This window comes from Candidatus Poriferisodalis sp., assembly GCF_965208485.1.
GTDB lineage: Bacteria > Actinomycetota > Acidimicrobiia > Acidimicrobiales > Poriferisodalaceae > Poriferisodalis.
Genome location: NZ_OZ242344.1, coordinates 1,060,992 through 1,078,575, shown reverse-complemented (window position 1 = coordinate 1,078,575; position 17,584 = coordinate 1,060,992). Strand labels below are relative to the sequence as shown.

Here is a 17,584-nt window from a genome sequence, read left to right as displayed (position 1 = left end):
TGCCGTAGCGCGCTCGCTGGCACGGAAGCGAGGCGTTTCGATTGGGGCAGCCATGTCGGAACTGGCTCGTCGCGGATGCCGGCAACGCCCGCCGGCTGATTCTGGGGGAGTGCCTGGGTTCGAGGCCGACCTTGACAGCGGCCCGATAACGCCGGAGATGGTTCGCGCAGCGAGCGCGGGTTGGTGACGCCTCTTTCTGATGTCGCACACCTCATCGCCTTGGCCGAACGTCACGGCGGCTGCGTCGCGACCTTCGACAGTGCCATGGCTTCGCTGGCAGACAATGAGTCGCGGGTGCTCGTTCTGAATGCCTGATGACGACGACCCGGCCGCATTCGTCTCGGATCGGTTGGGTGGCCTGCTGGCCCCCGAAAGCGAGATGTTGCGGGCGGCGGGACTTGCCGCCGACGAAGCTGATCTGATTGCTGCCAAGCGACGGTCGCTGAGTGATCCGGTCGTGCGGCAACTGGCACGAGAGCGCTTCGCCGGGCTGTGGGACGAACCCGAGCCGGCGCCGACAGAGGCCGACGAGCGGGGTTCTGAGCGACGCGGCCGGGCCCTGGCGGCGTTCGCCGTCGCGGCGGCTGTGGCTGTGCGCCTGCCCGAGGCGTTCGGATTCGGCTTGGTCGACTCCGACGACGCCGGCTTCTATGCGCGCAACGTCAGCTTGCTTGTCTTGGCTCCGCTGGGCGGCTGGTTCGTCTGGCTGAAGAGGCCGCCGCATTGGGCAACGGCCGTGATCGTCGCCGTCTTCGCAGCTTCCGCAGCCGTCATCAACGCCTATCCGTTCGATGATGACGGTTCGACTTTCGTGTTGGCGGCGCTCCACCTGCCCGTGCTGTTGTGGCTGGTCCTCGGCCTCGCTCGGACCGGAGCGTGCTGGCGGCTGTCAGACCAGCGCATGGACTATGTGCGCTTCACCGGCGAAATGAGCGTCTACTACGTGCTGATCGCACTGGCGGGCGCCGTGTTCAGCGCACTCACCGTCGGCGCCTTCGTTGCCCTCGACGTCGACACGAGGTGGATGACCGAGTGGGTGATGGTGGCCGGGGCGGCAGGCGCAGTGGTCGTCACCGCCTGGCTTGTCGAGTTCTGGGCCGGCGCTGTCTCGAAGTTCGCTTCGATGCTGGCGTACATCTTCACGCCGCTGTTCGCCGCGATGCTGGTGGTGTTCCTCGTCGCTGTACCGGCGACGGGTCGCAGCATCGAGGGCGAACGGGAGGCGCTCATCCTGTTCAACGTGATGCTTGGCTTCGTCGTCGGCCTTCTGCTGTTCTATGGCGCCGCTCGACGCCCGAGCGATCGGCCGGGATTCTTCGATGGAGCTGCGACGGTGCTCGCCGCTGCAGGGCTGCTCACCGGCGTTTTGACGTTTGCGGCCGTGATCGGGCGCATCGCGGACTTCGGTTGGAGTCCGAACCGAGCGGCAATTGCGGGCATCAATGCCATCTTCTTGGTGAACCTGGCCGGGAGTGTTTGGCTCTGCATGGCGTTATGGCGTCGCCAACGTCCATTCGACGATCTCGTTCGCTGGCAGACGGCCCACTTCGTGATCTACGCGGCATGGGCTGGCATCGTCGTCGTGGCCTTCCCGCCGATCTTCGGCTTCGCGTGACTCACCTTGGCGGGTGAGCAGTGTGGCGGAAGCTCTAGCGTTCTCGGCTGGTTGGCGATGAGGCGCGCTGGAGCGCCGGCGACGGGGAGCACGACATGGCGATGACCGACGAGCAGCGGCGGGAAGCGGCCGCGGCGCTGCTGCACGCCGAGAACACCCGCGAGTGGATCGACCCGATCACCGACACCTACCCAGGCGCCGAAATCTCCGACGCCTATGCCATCGGCCAGTACGTCACCGAGGCCAAGGTGGCGGCCGGCCGGATCGTCAAAGGTCACAAGGTCGGGCTGACCTCCAAGGCCATGCGCTCGACCACGGGCGCCACCGAGCCCGACTACGGCACGCTGTTCGACAACTGGTTCCTCGACGAGGGTTCGATCGTGCCGGCCTCGATCCTGAACGTGCCGCTCGTCGAGATCGAGTTCGTGTTCGTGCTGAAGTCCGACCTCGGCGGCCCCGGCACGAATGCCGTGGACGTGATGCGGGCCACCGACTTCATCGTTCCCGCCGTCGAAGTGGTGGACCGGCGCTACAACCGCCGCAGCACCCAGGCCGGCGTGGTCGACAGCATCGCCGACGCCGCCTCGTGCGGCTTCATCATCGTCGGCGGCCGCCCCCAGCGCCTCGACGACGTGGACATCCGGCACCTCGGCGGTGCGCTGTACATCAACGGCGACCTCGAGGAATCCGGCACGGCCGCCGCCGTGATGGGCAACCCCATCAACTCAGTGGCGTGGCTCGCCAGAAAGCTCCACGAATTCGGCGTCACCATGTCCGCCGGCCACTCGATCCTGTCCGGCTCGTTCATCCGTGCGCGCACCATCCGGCACGGCGACGCCATCGTCGCCGACTTCGGCCCCCTGGGCCAGATCAGCTTCGGCGTCGGCTTGCCCGAGGACTGAGATCTCGGCACTGGTGCATATGCACACAGGTGCATATACACACCGACAGGGCGGCTCAGTCTTCGACGTAGGCCTCGAAGGTGCAGGAGATCTGCACCGGGCCGCCGCCTTCCACCTTCATGTTGTGGCGAGCGGGCCGCGACTCGGGGTCGGGGAAGCGCTCCAGCCACGGCCCGTTCAGCGCCGGTCGTGATGCCGCCGGGTCGGTGACGTAGAACGTCATCTTGGCCATGTCGTCCCAGGTGGCGCCGGCCCCTTCGAGCATCTGGCCGACGTGGGTGAACAGGTTCTCGATCTGCTCCTCCAGGGAGTCCGGGATGTCGCGGCCCCCGGGATTGGTCGGCGGTGTGATGCTGCTGGTGATGAACGGCCCGATCCGCGTCGCGGCGGGAATCGGATTCGCGTGCTGGAAGCTCTCGATCTCAATCGACGTGCGCGCCATAGTGCTCGCTCCTGGTTGGGTAGTGCCGGAACGCAACCGTAGACGCGGGTCGGGCTAGGAGACTGCTGAGCAATTGCCGAAATCGCCGATTCACGGACACAAAGCCGCAGGTCAGAGCGTTGCAGACTTGCCCGGATCCGAATAAATCAGCAGTTTCCTAGACGCCCTCGACGACCACCATCTGGAATTCGGCTGCACCAGCCCTGACATCGCGGGCGTGGCGGTATTTCTCGGAGTCGTAGAACCCCTTCGCCGAGTCCACGTCGGGGAACTCCAGCACGACGAGGCGTCGGGTCTCCTCGGGGCCCTCGAGGGTCACCGATTCGCCGCCTCGCACGATGAACCTGCCACCGCTCTCGGCAACAGCGGCCGGCGACAGCGCCTTGTATTTCTCGTACTGGTCGGGGTCGGTCACGTCGACCCGCGTGATGACGTAAGCAGTCACATGGCTCCTCTCACAGCCGGATGGATGCTGGCAGTCCCGGAAACAAGCGCCGCCGCTAGCCCGAGTTGAGCAAGTGCTCGCGATCGTGCTTGAACCCAGCGGACTCTGCCGTGTGGTTCAGTGCCAGCTCGGCAGCCAGATCGCCCGCAATACAGGTGTGCCGCATCTTGCGAGGCTGGGACATGTCGAACGGCACGCCCTGATGCATCAGACGGCGGTTGTCCCAGATCACCGCCTCGCCCGCGGTCCAGGCGTGCTGGTAGATGCGCGGCGGCTGGCAGGCCTCCCGGTTCAGTCGGTCCAACAGCGCCACCGACTCGTCGGGATCCATGCCGATGATGTCGTGCGCATGGCGGCCGATGAGCAGGTTCGGGCGCCCGGTATCGGGATGGACCTTCACCAGCGGCCGGACTGAGACGTCCATGTCGTGGCAGCCGTACATGCCGTAGCTGCCGTCGTCCTTCTGCTTCGGCAGCAGCCCCGCCCGACCCTGGCTGTAGTAGAGCGAATGGTGCGCTTCGAGCGTGTGCACCAGATCGCGGTCTTCTTCTGAAAGCGCCTCGTATGCCGCTCGCATGTCGGCCCAGCCGGTGTCCGCGCCGTCGCGGGGCACCAACTCGGCGGTGAACACTGCGCCCTTGGCCTGCGGGGGCATGTAGGTGCTGTCGTGGTGCCAGCCCCAGTTGCCCTTCAGCGACTTGACCAAGTCGTCGCCGGACTCGTGGTGGACTTCGCCGTCCTTGCCGACATTGGAGATCGGCGCCGCATTGAATTCCAGATTGCCGAAACGCCGTGCAAATGCGTCCTGCTCGTCGCTGGTCAGGAACAGGCCCGAGAAGATCAGCAGCGCGTACTCCAGCCAGGTTTCGTGCAGTGCGGCAAAGGTGGCGTCGTCGATGGAGCGCAGCTCGATGTCGTGCCCCCACGCTCCGAACGTGGCATCGAGCGGCTCGATGTCGAGCGTGACAGCCGTCATGGCCGGACCGTGCCACCGGTTCCGAATTGGCTTCGGGGTGCGCTGGATCGGTCCAGGGTTCAGCTTCCGGCCGAAGTCGGTCTGCGGTCTGGCCGCCGGCATTCTCGACACCGATGCAGAGGCCTTCTCCCACGGGTTCGAGTCTCCGGAAATGGTCGGTCGAAGCTTCCCGAACTGATCGGTCGAAGCTCACATGAGGGAGATGACGGCAGCGGAGATGGCGGGACGGCGCTGGGTGCGGGTGCCGACGAAGCGGCCCGCAGCGCGGCGGATCGCCCGCTCGATCTCTTCCGCGTCAGGGCTGGCCCGTGATGCGTTGACAGTCCGCTCGACGGACTCGGCGACCTCGTCGGCTAGGGCTTCGACCACGTCGGCGTGCTTCGTCGTGTCGAGCCAGCCGCGCGAAGCGACATCGGGTGCCGCTGCCAGGCGGCCTTGGGTGTCAAGCACGACGGTCACGTGCACGAAACCTGACGTGAGGGCAAGTCGTTCGCCGATGACCTCAGCATCGGGGTCGTCGAGGGTCCCGTCCACGTAGTGATACGGCGCCGGGACGCCGGCGCGCACTTGGAGCTCGTTGCCTTTGAGCGTGATCTGTGCTCCATCGGTCAGCGTCAGCACCCGCTTGGCTTTCATGCCGAGTTCGCGGGCGAGCTGCGCGTGACGAGCCAGCATGTGGAACTCGCCCTCGATCGGCACGAACCAGCGCGGTCGGCACGCTTCGTGCAGGTCACGCAGTTCGTCACGCTGTGCGTGGCCTGAGGTGTGCACCATCTCGTGGCCGTCGTGAATCACCTCAGCACCTTGGCGGGCCAGACGGGACACCATGCGGAACACGGCTCGCTCGTTGCCCGGGATCGGATGACTCGACAGGATGACCGTGTCGCCGTCTCGGGGCGTCACGTCGGAGTGCGCTCCGCTGGCGATCTGCGAGAGTGCTGCGCCAGGTTCGCCCTGGCTGCCGGTACAGACGATGCAGAGCTCGGAAGGCGCGAAGCGTTCGAGCTGCTCGACGCCGTACAGCGCATGCTCCGGAAGGTCCAGAACACCCAGTTGGCGTGCGATGCGGAAGTTGTTCACCATTGAGCGACCCACAGGGACCACGACGCGGCCTTCGTCGGCTGCGGCGTCGCAGACCTGCTGGATCCGGTGCAGGTGACTGGCGAAGCAGCTCACGATCAGACGCCGATCTGGGCGCTCGCTGAACAGCCGGCGGAGCGTGGCGCCGATCTCGGTCTCCGACGCACTGCGGCCCGGGCGGTCAGCATTGGTGGAATCGGCCATCAGCAGGGCGATGCCCTCGTCGCCCAGTGCTCGCAGGCGTCCCAAGTCGGTCAGCCGACCGTCCACCGGCGAGGGGTCGATCTTGAAGTCGCCCGTGTGCACGAGCGCGCCGGCGGGCGTGTGCAGCACGACGCACAGGCTCTGGGGCACCGAGTGGGTGATCGGCAGCACCTCGACGTCGAACGGGCCGATCCGGCGTCGCTGGCCGTCGTGGAGCAAGTGGTAGCTCGTGCGGTGGCTCAGCTGGGCTTCGGTCACCTTGTGCTCGGCGAGCGCCATCGTCAGCGCCGAGCCATACAGCGGCGTGGCGATGCTGCGCAGGAAATGCGGCACCCCGCCGAGGTGATCCTCGTGGCCGTGGGTGAGGACGAGGCCGACGACGTCGTCGGCTCTCGATTTCAGCCACTCCATGTCGGGCAGAATCTGGCGCACGCCGGGTATCACGGCCGGATCGGGGAACATCACCCCGAAGTCGATGACGAGCAGCTTGCCGTCCTGGGAGACGACGGTGCAGTTGCGCCCGACATCGCCTAGCCCGCCGAGGAAGGTGACGGTGACCGGCGACGAGGTCGTGCCGCCCCGCTGCCCGCTCCGGCTATTGCTCCGCTTGCGGCCCGTTGTGGGTCTGGGCGCGCTCAAGTCTGCTTCAGCCGGGCGTAGACCTCACGAGCGCGGTCTTCGAGACCCTCAGGCGTCGGGCCCATCGGCAGTCGCGGCTCGCCGACCGGCAGGCCGAGCGTGCGCAGCATCGCCTTGGTCGGCACCGGGTTGGGTGCTGCGTCGCCGGTTTCGAAGTCGAAGCTCTCGAGCAGGGTGGCGTTGATCTCCCGGGCCTTGGTGGTGTCGCCCGCTTCCCAAGCGTCGAACATGGCGATGTGCTCGGAAATGGCCCAGTGCGCAGCGACGCTGATCACGCCCACCGCGCCGACGGCCAGCAGTGGCAGCGTGAAGCTGTCGTCACCGCTGTACACCTCGAACCCCTCAGGTGCCTCGGCGATGACCCTCGCGGTCTCGCCGGGGTTGCCCGCAGCGTCCTTCACCCCCACGATGTTGGGGACCTGCGCCAGCTCCAGCAGCGTGGGCGTGTTGATCTTGCGCCCCGTGCGGATCGGGATGTCGTACATGATGACCGGCAGGTCGGTGCACTCGGCGACTGCGCTGAAGTGGGCCTTGATGCCGACTTGCGAGGGGCGGTTGTAGTACGGCGTGACGGCCAGGATGCCGTCCACGCCGAGTTCGGCTGCCTTGCGGGTCTGGCTCACCGAATGCGCTGTGTCGTTGGTGGTGGTGCCCGCCACGACTGGGACTGTGACGGCTTCTGCGACCGCGCGCCAGAGATCCCAGTCTTCTTTGTCGGTGATGGTGGGGGCCTCACCGGTCGTGCCGGTGATGACCAGGCCTTCGGCGCCTTCGCCTACGAGCCAGCGGGCCAGCGTCACCCCTGCGTCGACATCCAGCGAACCGTCCGCCGCAAAGGGCGTGATCATCGCCGGAACCACTCGTCCGAATCGCGCGCTCATGGGTTGGAGACTACTGCGGTGCCCGCGACCGCCTGCAACTGATAGCGATCCGCCACTCGGAGTCGCCGCAGCAACTTCTGGCCTCCTAGTGCCGCGTCAGCAAACGTTTGCGCGGTTGCTGGCGCCGTCGCTTCGCCTGCGAGCAGGCCCTCCAGCGATCCCCGCCACAGCGAAGGTTGCTTGACACGGCACTAGCACCAGGGCGAAGCGAGCTTCAATGTGGTTTCGCTTTGTCGGAATGTCGCATCTCCGCCGGACTCAGACGCTGCCTTCGTCGGCCCGGTTGATGCCGAGCGTGGCCAGCAGATCCTCGTGCAGCTCGAACCACACCGTGTGATAGCTGGGCATCATCGGCTTGGTGAGGTAGTCCAGCTCGCCGGCCTGCAATCTGGTGAGCGCCTCAGCAAATCTGGGCGCGTAGTTGTCGTAGCGAGCCATCACGCTGCAGAGCTGGTCGAGCACCCCGCTGAGTTCGCCGTGCAGCGACTCCAGCCGGTTGATGATGGCTGCGTCATAGTCAGGGTCGCTGTGGTCGTTGAGCCGTCCGCCGTCTCCCGGTCCGTCGGTGTCGGCAGCGGGATGATCTTCTGACAGCACCTGCCAGTCGGTGCACAACAGCAGCATCTTGGGGTTCAGCGTCCAGAAATCCCGGTATGCCGCGGTGACGGTTTCGCGGGTGCCTGCGGCATCCAGCTCGGCCGCCAGGGCGGCTTCGCCGTCGTCGCGACCAGTTGGCGTCAGGATGAACTTCGGCACGCCGCCGACTTCGCGGAACATGCAGTGGCCGGCTGCGTCCAGTTCGGCGAGCAGCCACTCGGTCTCGTCGGGATCGAGCCCGTGGACAGCGGCCACATCGTCGACCTCGCCGAGCCCCTTCAGGCGAAGGGCGAGCCAGACCAACAGGCGCGGTTCGGAGCGGTGTGAGCCGCTCGCATCGGGTTCGGAGCGGTGTGAGCCGCTCGCATCGGGTTCGGAGCGGTGTGAGCCGCTCGCATCGGGTTCGGAGCGGTGTGAGCCGCTCGCATCGGGTTCGGAGCGGTGTGAGCCGCTCGCATCGGGTTCGGAGCGGTGTGAGCCGCTCGCATCGGGTTCGGAGCGGTGTGCGGTGTCGCTCATCCTCGCCTCACTCCACGACGAGATCCGCAAAGCGGTCCCGCAGCGTCTTCTTGGAGAACTTGCCCGTCGAGGTCTTGGGCACCTCTTCGATGATCTGGGTTGCGCTCGGCAGCCACCACCTAGCCATTCGTGGCGTCAGGTACTCGATGAGCTCGTCGTGTGTGACGGTCTCGCCCTCGACGGGCACCACGCATGCCATCGGCCGTTCCATCCAGCGTTCCGATGCCACTGCCACGACGGCTGCCTCGGCCACCTTGGGGTGGCTCATGATCTCGTTCTCGACTTCGGCAGAGCTGATCCACTCGCCGCCGGACTTGATGAGATCCTTCGTGCGGTCCACGAGGCGGATGTACCCGTTGGGGTCACAGGTGGCCACGTCGCCGGTCCGCAGCCAGCCGTCGGCGGTGAATGAGTCGGAGGCGTCGGGGCGCTTGTAGTACGAGCCGGTCACATACGGGCCGCGCACGTGCAGTTCGCCGGACGACTCGCCGTCGCGCGGCAGTTCATCGGCGGTGTCGGGCTCGCAGATGCGGAACTCGACGGTCGGCAGGATCGTGCCGACCGTGGTGCGCAGGTCGGCCTTGGCCTCATCGTCGAGGTCTTGCTGGCCGGAGCGGATGTGGGCGATCGAGCACAGCGGACTGGTCTCGGTCATGCCCCAAGCCTGCAGGATCGGCAGCCCGACCGCTTCCCGGTAGCCCTCCGACAATGCCTTGGGCACTGCCGATCCGCCGCATGGGATGGCGCGCAGGCTGGAGGTGTCACGCCCCTCCAGTTCGCCGAGCACGCCCATCCAGATCGTGGGAACCCCAGCGGCGACCGTCACCCGCTCGGTCTCGATGAGCTCGGCCAGCGCCTTGGGGGCCAGGTTCGGGCCGGGATTGACCAGCTTCGCGCCCGCTGCGACGGCGGCATGGGCGAGGCCCCAGGCGTTCGCGTGGAACATCGGCACGACCGGCAGGATCACATCGCTCTCGCAGACTCCCGCCGAGTCGACCAGCATCGCGGCCAGCGTGTGGAGGTAGGTGGAGCGGTGGCTGTAAACGACGCCTTTCGGCTCGCCGGTGGTGCCGCTCGTGTAGCACATCGACGCCGCTTGGGTCTCGCCGGCGACACGAAAGCCCGACGGCGACGCCGTCGAGATCAGGTCCTCGTAGTCGACGATGCGGGAGTCGTCGGGAATCTCGGGAGCGTCGTCGCCGCCGCCCGAGTCGTCCATGACGACGACATGGCGGACGGTTGACATGGTGTCGACCAGCGGCCACAGCAGCGGCAGCAGGGAACGGTCGACGAAGACCACCTCGTCTTCGGCGTGGTTCGCGATGTAGGTGACCTGCTCGGCGAACAGCCGGATGTTCAGCGTGTGCAGCACCCGGCCCGAGCACGGCGCAGCGAAGTACAGCTCGAGGTGGCGGTCGGTGTTCCACGCGAAGGTGGCGACTCGCCCGTCGGCGGAGATTCCGAGGTCGTCGAGTGCGCCCCCTAGCCGACGGGTTCGTTCGGCCCAGCGCCCGTAGTTCGTGCGCTCGATGCCCGTCGCAGTGGCGGTGACGATCTCCTTGTCCGCGAAGAGCGTCTCGGCGCGCTCGAACAGCGGATCAAGGGTGAGCGGCAGGTCCATCATCGTCGAGTCCATGACGCCGCAGGTTAGGAGGCTCGCCGGCAGTTGCCGAAATCTGCTGACTTGAATGGTGGCGAACCCTTGCCGACAGACGGCGGCTTTGGTTGCCCAGACGGCGCCGAGATTCGGCTCAGCTGTTGTCGGCTGCTGGGGGCACGGTGACCGTCACGGTGTAGACGCGCACATCCGCGTTGTCGGTGTCGGAGTCGCCGTCGGCGTCATAGGACGACGTCACCGTGATCGTGTTGTCGCCAGCGCTGAGCGTCGCCGTGGTCCCCGTGCCGGTCGTGCCGTCGGCTGCCTCCCACGCGACCGTCACCGTCGCGTCGTCCGCGAACGCCGCCGCCGCGGTCACCGTCGCCGCCGTCGTGCCCGCCGCTGCGGTGCCCTCATAGGAGAAGATGCCCGTCTGGAACACCCCGAACTCCGCACCCGACACCGACAGCGACCTCAACGCCGCCGAAGTCGGCATGTTGTAGGCGTAGATCTTCTCGGAATAGTTGGTGCGATAGTTGGTCACCCACATGGTGCGCCCGTCGGACCAGATGTCCGCCGGCCAGGCGTTGCCCGTTCTCCCGAGATTGTCGAAGTCCAGATGACTGCGGCGGACGCCGGTGGCGAGGTCGTACGCGTAGAGCTTCTTGTCGACGATGTGCGAGACCCACATGGTGATCCCGTCCGACCAGATGCCTTGGGCGTCAACGGTGTGCGAGAACTTCGGCTTGAGACTGATGCTGCGCGAGCTCATGTGGTCGCCGCTGTCGAAGTCGTAGGCACGTACGACACGGAACGCTTGGTCGAGCACCCACATGAGTTCGCCGTCAGACCACACCGATTCGGGATCGGGCGGGAAGCGCCCCTGGTTCCAGGCGAGGGCGAAGTCCCTGTCGGGCACCCTGTTGCCGGTGTCGACGTCGACAGCGACGACGTTCCAGTCGCGGCCGCGGTCGTTCGCCAGCCACATGGTCTCGCCGTCAGACCACAGCCCGCTGATCTGGTTCGTCCTGGGAGCGGTGATGTCGTCGTCGGGCCGCCTTGTCAGGGTGTCCAAGTCAAGCGCATAGATGCCGTGATCGGTTCCCAGCACCCACAACGTCGTCCCGTCGGACCACAGATCGTCCGGGATCACTCCGGGAATCAGCGACTCGAAGTCCTTGTCGGGCCGGCGCGAGAACGGTCCGTCGTCGTCGATGAGGTGGATCGTGACCGACGTGGCGGTGGTGCTGACGAAGCTGGGGGGCAGGTCTCCCAAGGCGAAGACCACGTGTTCGCCGTCGTCGTGGTCGGTGTCGTCGAGGGCGGTCACCGTGAAGGCCTTGACCGTCTCGCCCACGCCGAAGTCGAAGCTGAGGTCATCGGTTGAGTAGCTGAAGTCCTCAGAGGCAGCGTCGCCCCGCAGCGCCGCAGTCAGCGGAACCGTGACCGCTTCTTCGGGCGGGCTGTCGAGGCGCAACCGGACCTGCACAGCGTCGCCGCCCTCGTATGCGTAGTCGTTCGCGAGCACTCTCGCCTGGCACAACGCTTGGTCACTCTGCCCAAAGCACTCGTCCGCGTACGGGCGCGCCCTCTCCAGCCTCACTCCGATGTCGTCGTCGACGATTTCTACAAGCGCGGTGGTCTGGACTGCCGCACGGAACCCCGGCGGCAGATCGCCGAAGCTCAGGGTCAGCCGGTGGCCGTCGTTGTTGAGGCTGTCGTCGGGAACGGTCACGGTGAACGTCGCGCTGGTCTGGTCCGCAGCGAACACCAACGTCGTGCGCGACAGCGAGTACTGGCGGCCCTCGCCGCTCAAAGCGATCCTCAGCGGCACCGACACCTGCCGCTGGGGCAACTCGTACAGCTCCACGGTGATCGTCACCGGCGCGCCGCCCTCGGTGACCCGGTACCTCCCTTCGGCGAAGCTGGCAGCCACGTCGGGGGCGTCGGTGTCGACCAGCGTCACTCCCGCCGACCCCGACCACGTCAGCCGGGAGCACGACGGGATCGACGGGCCGAGGAGGCTGAGGGTGAGCGTCTCGTCGTGCTCGAATCGGCTGTCGTCGTTCGCGGCCACGGTGAACGTCGCCTGGGTCTGGCCTGCCGCGAATGTGAGCGTCGAGGGCGCCAGCGTGTAGTCGTCGTCGCTCACGCCGTTGCCGTGGGTCGCGCGCAGCCGGAGTGTGACCGGCGTCTGGAGTGCCTCGGACAGGGTCGCCGTGATTGTCGCCGCCGGGCCTCCCTCGGTGACGCGGACTCGGGTGACGCGGGCCTGGTTCGGGCTGAGCCAGGCAAACAGCCTCGAGCACACCTCATGAAGAGAAGCAGTGTCCCCGGTGCCGCTGCTGTCCGGTGGGTTGGTGTTGTCGGTGTCCGGTGGAGTGCTGCTGTCGGTGTTGTCGGTGTCTGGTGGAGTGCTGCTGTCGGTGTTGTCGGTGTCCGGGGTGGTGTTGTCTGGTGTGTTGTTGTCGTTGGGGGTTTCTGTGCCGGTGGGGCTGCGGGGTGCGGTGGTGGTGGTGCGGCAGTTGCGGAGGTCGTTGTCGAGTGCGTAGCGGGCAGCAGCAGCAGCGTCGGTGACGCGTGCGGCGGGGTAGCCGAGCTCGGCGAGCTCGTCGGAGATGTCGTCGCTGATCGTGTCGGTGTCGCCGACCACGACCGCGAGCTGCGGGCGGACGCGTCCCAGCGCCGAGCGCGTGTCGCTGCCCAGCCCGTCCGCGCTCGCCGTGTAGAGCACCACGCTGTCGCCCAGCGCCGCCGCCAGCGCCGCTGCCGTGCCGACGTCGGCCTGCGACCAGCCGTTCGCGATCACCGCGGCCTCCGCGCAGCCGGACGCCCACCGGCGGGCCGCCAGCGCGGCTGTCGTCACCCGGTCCTTGCCGCCCACACGCTCTGTCCCGACGCCGCCGGCCGCCTCGGCCGCCGCAGCGACAACCGAGTCAGGCACCGCCGCCGCGCCGCCCACCACCACGATCCCGCCGACCGCCTCACCAGCGAGCACCTGCCGCGTCTGGTCCGGCAGCGAACCCGAACCCGAATACAGCACCACATCCGCGCCGCCCGCAGCCGCCACCGCAGCCGCCACACCCACATCAGCCAACGACCACCCATCCGCCAACACCACCCCCGCAGCGGCCCCGCCCGAACGGCCCGCCAGCACCCGACGCGCCGCAGCAGCCGCCGTCGCCACCCGATCCGCGCCGCTCACACGCTCCACCACAACACCGGGCGCCAACGACTCCAACTCCGCAGCCACACCACCGCCCAACGCAGCCTCACCGCCCACCAGCACCACACCCGACACCACACCCGCATCCCGAACCACACCCCCAGCCGCCTCGCCCAGACCCCCAGCCGACTCCGCCGCCACCACCACATCACCCACACCGCCACCCACCAGCCCAGCCGCCACACCCACATCAGCCAACGACGAACCATTCACCACCACCAACACCACACCACCCGACCCAGACTCCCCGCCAGACTGCGCGCCCACCGACGGCACCGCACCCACCGCCAACACCACCACCGCGACAAGCACACCCCACAGACCCCTGCCGCGGCCCGGCGAAACGCCGCGCCGACACCTCACCCCACCCGCAAGACCCCGAACCAACCCCAGCACCGAACCAACCCCAACGCTCCCGCCGCCAACACAGGAACGAGACAGAGACAACAAACGAACCCGCACAACCCGCGACCCTACAACCCCGCCGTACCGCGTCCGGATTGGCCCGACAAGCCGGCCCACCCAGCCAAAGAACAACGGCCTGACAGACAGCGCCGAGACTCGGCTCAGCCGTTAGTCGTCGGCTGCTGGGGGCACGGTGACCGTCACCGTGTAGACGCGCACATCCGCGTTGTCGGTGTCCGCGTCGCCGTCGGCGTCATACGACGACGACACCGTGATCGTGTTGTCGCCCGCGCTGAGCGTCGCCGAGGCGCCCGTGCCGGTCGTGCCGTCGGCGGCCTCCCACGCGATCGTGACCGTCGCGTCGTCCGCGAACGCCGCCGCAGCAGTCACCGTCACAGACGTCGTGCCCGCCGCTGCGGTGCCCTCATAGGAGAAGATGCCCGTCTGGAACACCCCGAACTCCACGTCGGAGATCGACAGCGATTTCAGCGCCGCCGAGACCGGCATGTTGTAGGCATAGATCTTCTCGGAATAGTTGGCCACCCACATGGTGCGCCCGTCGGACCAGATGCCCGCCGGCCAGGCGTTGCCCGTTGCCCCGAGATTGACGAAGTCCAGATGACTGCGGCGGACACCGGTGGCGAGGTCGTACGCGTAGAGCTTTGCTTGGAAGGTGTTCGACACCCACATGGTGACACCGTCGGACCAGATGCCCCTGGCGTCCCTATTCTGCGAAAACTGCGGGTAGAGATTGATGGTGCGGGAACTCACGCGCTCGCCGCTGCCGAAGTCGTAGGCGTGCACCCGCTCCGTCAGTTGGTCGAGCACCCACATGAGCTCGCCGTCAGACCACACCGATTCGGGATCGGGCGGGTATGCCTCAATAGCCCGGAAGAGGGCGAAGTCCCTGTCGGGCAGCCTGTCGCCGGTATCGACGTCGACAGCGACGACGCTCCAGTTGGGGGAGCTGTCGTCCGCCAGCCACATGGTCTCTCCGTCAGACCACAGCCCGCTGACTTTGGAGGTCGGAGGCGATTGATTCCCAAACTGGAGCGTGGTGATGTCGTCGCCTTGCCGCCTGGTGAGAGCGTCCATGTCAAGCGCGTAGATCCCGCGATCGGTTCCCAGCACCCACAGAGTCGTCCCGTCGGACCACAGATCGTCCAGGGTCTCCCCGGGAATCAACCGATCGAAGTCCTTGTCGGTCTGGCGTGAGAACGCTCCGTCATCGTCGATGAGGTGGATCGTGGCTGATGTTGCGGTGGTGCTGAGGACGCTGTCGGGCAGGTCTCCCAAGGCGAAGACCAGGTCTTCGCCGTCGTCGTCGTCTGAGTCGTCGACAGCGGTCACGGTGAAGGTCTTCGCGGTTTCTCCGACGCCGAAGTCGAAGCTGAGGTCCTCGACGGAGTAGCTGACATCGTCGGCGACGGCGCCGCCCCGCAGTTCCGCTGTCAGCGGAATCGTGATCGCCTCTTCGGGCGGGCTGTCGAGCCGGACGCGGACCTGCGCGGCGTCGCCGCCCTCCAGCGCGTACGCGCTCACCGTCTCCAGCCGCACCCCGACCTCGTCGTCGACGATGTCGACCGTCACGTGGGTCCGACCTGCCGCGGTGAACCCCGCCGGCAGGGCGAACCCCGTTCCGAAACCCAAGGACAGCCGGTGGCCGTCATTGTTGATGCTGTCGTCCGCGACGCTCACGGTGAGCGACGCGCTGGTCTGGTCCGCCGCGAACGTCAGCTCCGTGCGCGACACGGAGTAGCGGTCCGCTCTGTCGGTGCCACGCAACGCAAACGTCAGCGGCACCGACACCTGCCGCTGAGGCGCCTCGGACAGCTCCGCGGTGACCGTCACCGGCGCGCCGCCCTCCTCGACCCGGTAGGACTCTTTGCTGAAGCCGACGACCACGTCGGGGGCGTCGGTGTCGACCAGCGTCACCCACGCTGTCCTCCACACATCCCACACCCGGACGCACGGCTTCGATGTGCTGACAACGTCGAGTCCGAGGCGGACCACCTCATCGCGCTCGAATCGGCTGTCGTCACTCGCGGCAATAGTGAACGACGCCTGGGTCTGATCGGCCGCGAACACAAGCGTCGAGTGCGACAACTCATAGTCGTCGTCGCTCGCTCCGTAGAGATGGGTCGCGGTCAGCCGCAACGTCACCCGCGCTTGAGGCGCCTCGGACAGGGTCACCGTGATCGTCCCCGCCGCGCCGCCCTCAGTGACGCTGACCGGACTCGGGCTGAGCGAAACAGCCGGCGCCGAGCACACCCCATTCGCAGAATCGGTGTCGACCAGCACCGCTTGGGATCTCTCTGTCCCGGACAGCCGGACACACGAACTCGACGGGCTGGCGAGGCGGACCATGAGCGTCTCGTTGTACTCGAATCGGCTGTCGTCGTCCGCGGCAATAGTGAACGACGCCTGGGTCTGATCGGCCGCGAACACGAGCGTCGAGGGCGTCAGCGTGTAGTCGTCGTCGCTCACGTCGCCGCCGTGGGTCACGCTCAGCTGGAACGTGACCGGCACCGTCGGCGCCTCCGACAAGGTCACGATGACCGTCTCCGCCGCACCGCCCTCAGTGACCCAGACTTGGCCCGGACTGAACGAGGCGGACAGCCTCGAACACACCTCATCACCAGAAGTCAGACGCAACACAGAAGCAACGCCCCCGGTGTTGGTTTTGTCTGGGTTGGTGTTGTCTTGTGGGGTGCTGTTGCCGCTGCTGTCCGGTGGGGTGCTGTCTGGTGGAGTGCTGCTGTCGGTGTTGTCGGTGTCCGGGGTGGTGTTGTCTGGTGTGTTGTTGTCGTTGGGGGTTTCTGTGCCGGTGGGGCTGCGGGGTGCGGTGGTGGTGGTGCGGCAGTTGCGGAGGTCGTTGTCGAGTGCGTAGCGGGCAGCAGCAGCAGCGTCGGTGACGCGTGCGGCGGGGTAGCCGAGCTCGGCGAGCTCGTCGGAGATGTCGTCGCTGATCGTGTCGGTGTCGCCGACCACGACCGCGAGCTGCGGGCGGACGCGTCCCAGCGCCGAGCGCGTGTCGCTGCCCAGCCCGTCCGCGCTCGCCGTGTAGAGCACCACGCTGTCGCCCAGCGCCGCCGCCAGCGCCGCTGCCGTGCCGACGTCGGCCTGCGACCAGCCGTTCGCGATCACAGCGGCCTCCGCGCAGCCGGACGCCCACCGGCGGGCCGCCAGCGCGGCTGTCGTCACCCGGTCCTTGCCGCCCACACGCTCTGTCCCGACGCCGCCGGCCGCCCCGGCCGCCGCAGCGACAACCGAGTCAGGCACCGCCGCCGCGCCGCCCACCACCACGATCCCGCCGACCGCCTCACCAGCGAGCACCTGCCGCGTCTGGTCCGGCAGCGAACCCGAACCCGAATACAGCACCACATCCGCGCCGCCCGCAGCCGCCACCGCAGCCGCCACACCCACATCAGCCAACGACCACCCATCCGCCAACACCACCCCCGCAGCGGCCCCGCCCGAACGGCCCGCCAGCACCCGACGCGCCGCAGCAGCCGCCGTCGCCACCCGATCCGCGCCGCTCACACGCTCCACCACAACACCGGGCGCCAACGACTCCAACTCCGCAGCCACAGCACCGCCCAACGCAGCCTCACCGCCCACCAGCACCACACCCGACACCACACCCGCATCCCGAACCACACCCCCAGCCGCCTCGCCCAGACCCCCAGCCGACTCCGCCGCCACCACCACATCACCCACACCGCCACCCACCAGCCCAGCCGCCACACCCACATCAGCCAACGACGAACCATTCACCACCACCAACACCACACCACCCGACCCCGACTGTGCGCCCGCCGACGGCACCGCACCCACCGCCAACACCACCACCGCGACAAGCACACCCCACAGACCCCTGCCGCGGCCCGGCGAAACGCCGCGCCGACACCTCACCCCACCCGCAAGACCCCGAACCAACCCCAGCACCGAACCAACCCCAACGCTCCCGCCGCCAACACAGGAACGAGACAGAGACAACAAACGAACCCGCACAACCCGCGACCCTACAACCCCGCTGTACCGCGTCCGGATTGG

Annotated in this window: 12 protein-coding genes; 3 read left to right on the top strand and 9 right to left on the bottom strand. The window is 67.5% G+C overall.

Annotated features, from left to right (window positions below; genetic code table 11):
- The first annotated feature begins 183 nt into the window (after nt 1-183).
- From ACOGXQ_RS04850 to ACOGXQ_RS04840, 3 genes are all read left to right on the top strand, one after another.
- Entirely contained in the window at nt 184-315 is a 132-nt protein-coding gene (locus ACOGXQ_RS04850; RefSeq protein WP_419946315.1) for a hypothetical protein, read from the top strand.
- Nucleotides 308-1,615 (top strand): hypothetical protein, encoded by a 1,308-nt coding sequence (locus ACOGXQ_RS04845; protein WP_419946314.1) that lies wholly within the window; start codon nt 308-310, stop codon nt 1,613-1,615. Before ACOGXQ_RS04850 ends, ACOGXQ_RS04845 begins: the two co-directional genes overlap by 8 nt.
- A 95-nt stretch (nt 1,616-1,710) precedes the next feature.
- Complete coding sequence (locus ACOGXQ_RS04840; protein ID WP_419946313.1) at nt 1,711-2,517, top strand: 2-keto-4-pentenoate hydratase; 807 nt, start codon at nt 1,711-1,713, stop codon at nt 2,515-2,517.
- Between the two features lie 55 nt (nt 2,518-2,572).
- Here the strand turns inward: ACOGXQ_RS04840 and ACOGXQ_RS04835 are convergent, their stop codons facing one another.
- From ACOGXQ_RS04835 to ACOGXQ_RS04795, 9 genes are all read right to left on the bottom strand, one after another.
- Nucleotides 2,573-2,959, bottom strand: coding sequence for a RidA family protein (locus ACOGXQ_RS04835; RefSeq protein ID WP_419946312.1), 387 nt, complete (start codon nt 2,957-2,959; stop codon nt 2,573-2,575).
- 157 nt (nt 2,960-3,116) lie between these two features.
- Entirely contained in the window at nt 3,117-3,404 is a 288-nt protein-coding gene (locus ACOGXQ_RS04830) for a DUF1330 domain-containing protein (RefSeq protein WP_419946311.1), read from the bottom strand.
- Nucleotides 3,405-3,459: 55 nt separating this feature from the next.
- On the bottom strand, nt 3,460-4,380 hold the full coding sequence (locus tag ACOGXQ_RS04825; protein WP_419946310.1) for a TauD/TfdA dioxygenase family protein: 921 nt from the start codon (nt 4,378-4,380) through the stop codon (nt 3,460-3,462).
- A 189-nt stretch (nt 4,381-4,569) separates the two neighbouring features.
- On the bottom strand, nt 4,570-6,303 hold the full coding sequence (locus ACOGXQ_RS04820) for a ribonuclease J (RefSeq protein WP_419946309.1): 1,734 nt from the start codon (nt 6,301-6,303) through the stop codon (nt 4,570-4,572).
- On the bottom strand, nt 6,300-7,184 hold the full coding sequence (gene dapA, locus ACOGXQ_RS04815) for a 4-hydroxy-tetrahydrodipicolinate synthase (RefSeq protein ID WP_419946308.1): 885 nt from the start codon (nt 7,182-7,184) through the stop codon (nt 6,300-6,302). The genes ACOGXQ_RS04820 and dapA overlap by 4 nt, the downstream gene beginning before the upstream one ends.
- A 258-nt stretch (nt 7,185-7,442) precedes the next feature.
- Entirely contained in the window at nt 7,443-8,300 is an 858-nt protein-coding gene (locus ACOGXQ_RS04810) for a transcriptional regulator (RefSeq protein ID WP_419946307.1), read from the bottom strand.
- Nucleotides 8,301-8,307: 7 nt separating this feature from the next.
- Nucleotides 8,308-9,936, bottom strand: a complete 1,629-nt coding sequence (locus ACOGXQ_RS04805) for a long-chain fatty acid--CoA ligase (protein WP_419946306.1) — start codon at nt 9,934-9,936, stop codon at nt 8,308-8,310.
- Between the two features lie 115 nt (nt 9,937-10,051).
- Nucleotides 10,052-13,519, bottom strand: coding sequence for a Calx-beta domain-containing protein (locus ACOGXQ_RS04800; RefSeq protein WP_419946305.1), 3,468 nt, complete (start codon nt 13,517-13,519; stop codon nt 10,052-10,054).
- 177 nt (nt 13,520-13,696) lie between these two features.
- On the bottom strand, nt 13,697-17,476 hold the full coding sequence (locus tag ACOGXQ_RS04795; protein ID WP_419946304.1) for a Calx-beta domain-containing protein: 3,780 nt from the start codon (nt 17,474-17,476) through the stop codon (nt 13,697-13,699).
- Between the last annotated feature and the right edge of the window lie 108 nt (nt 17,477-17,584).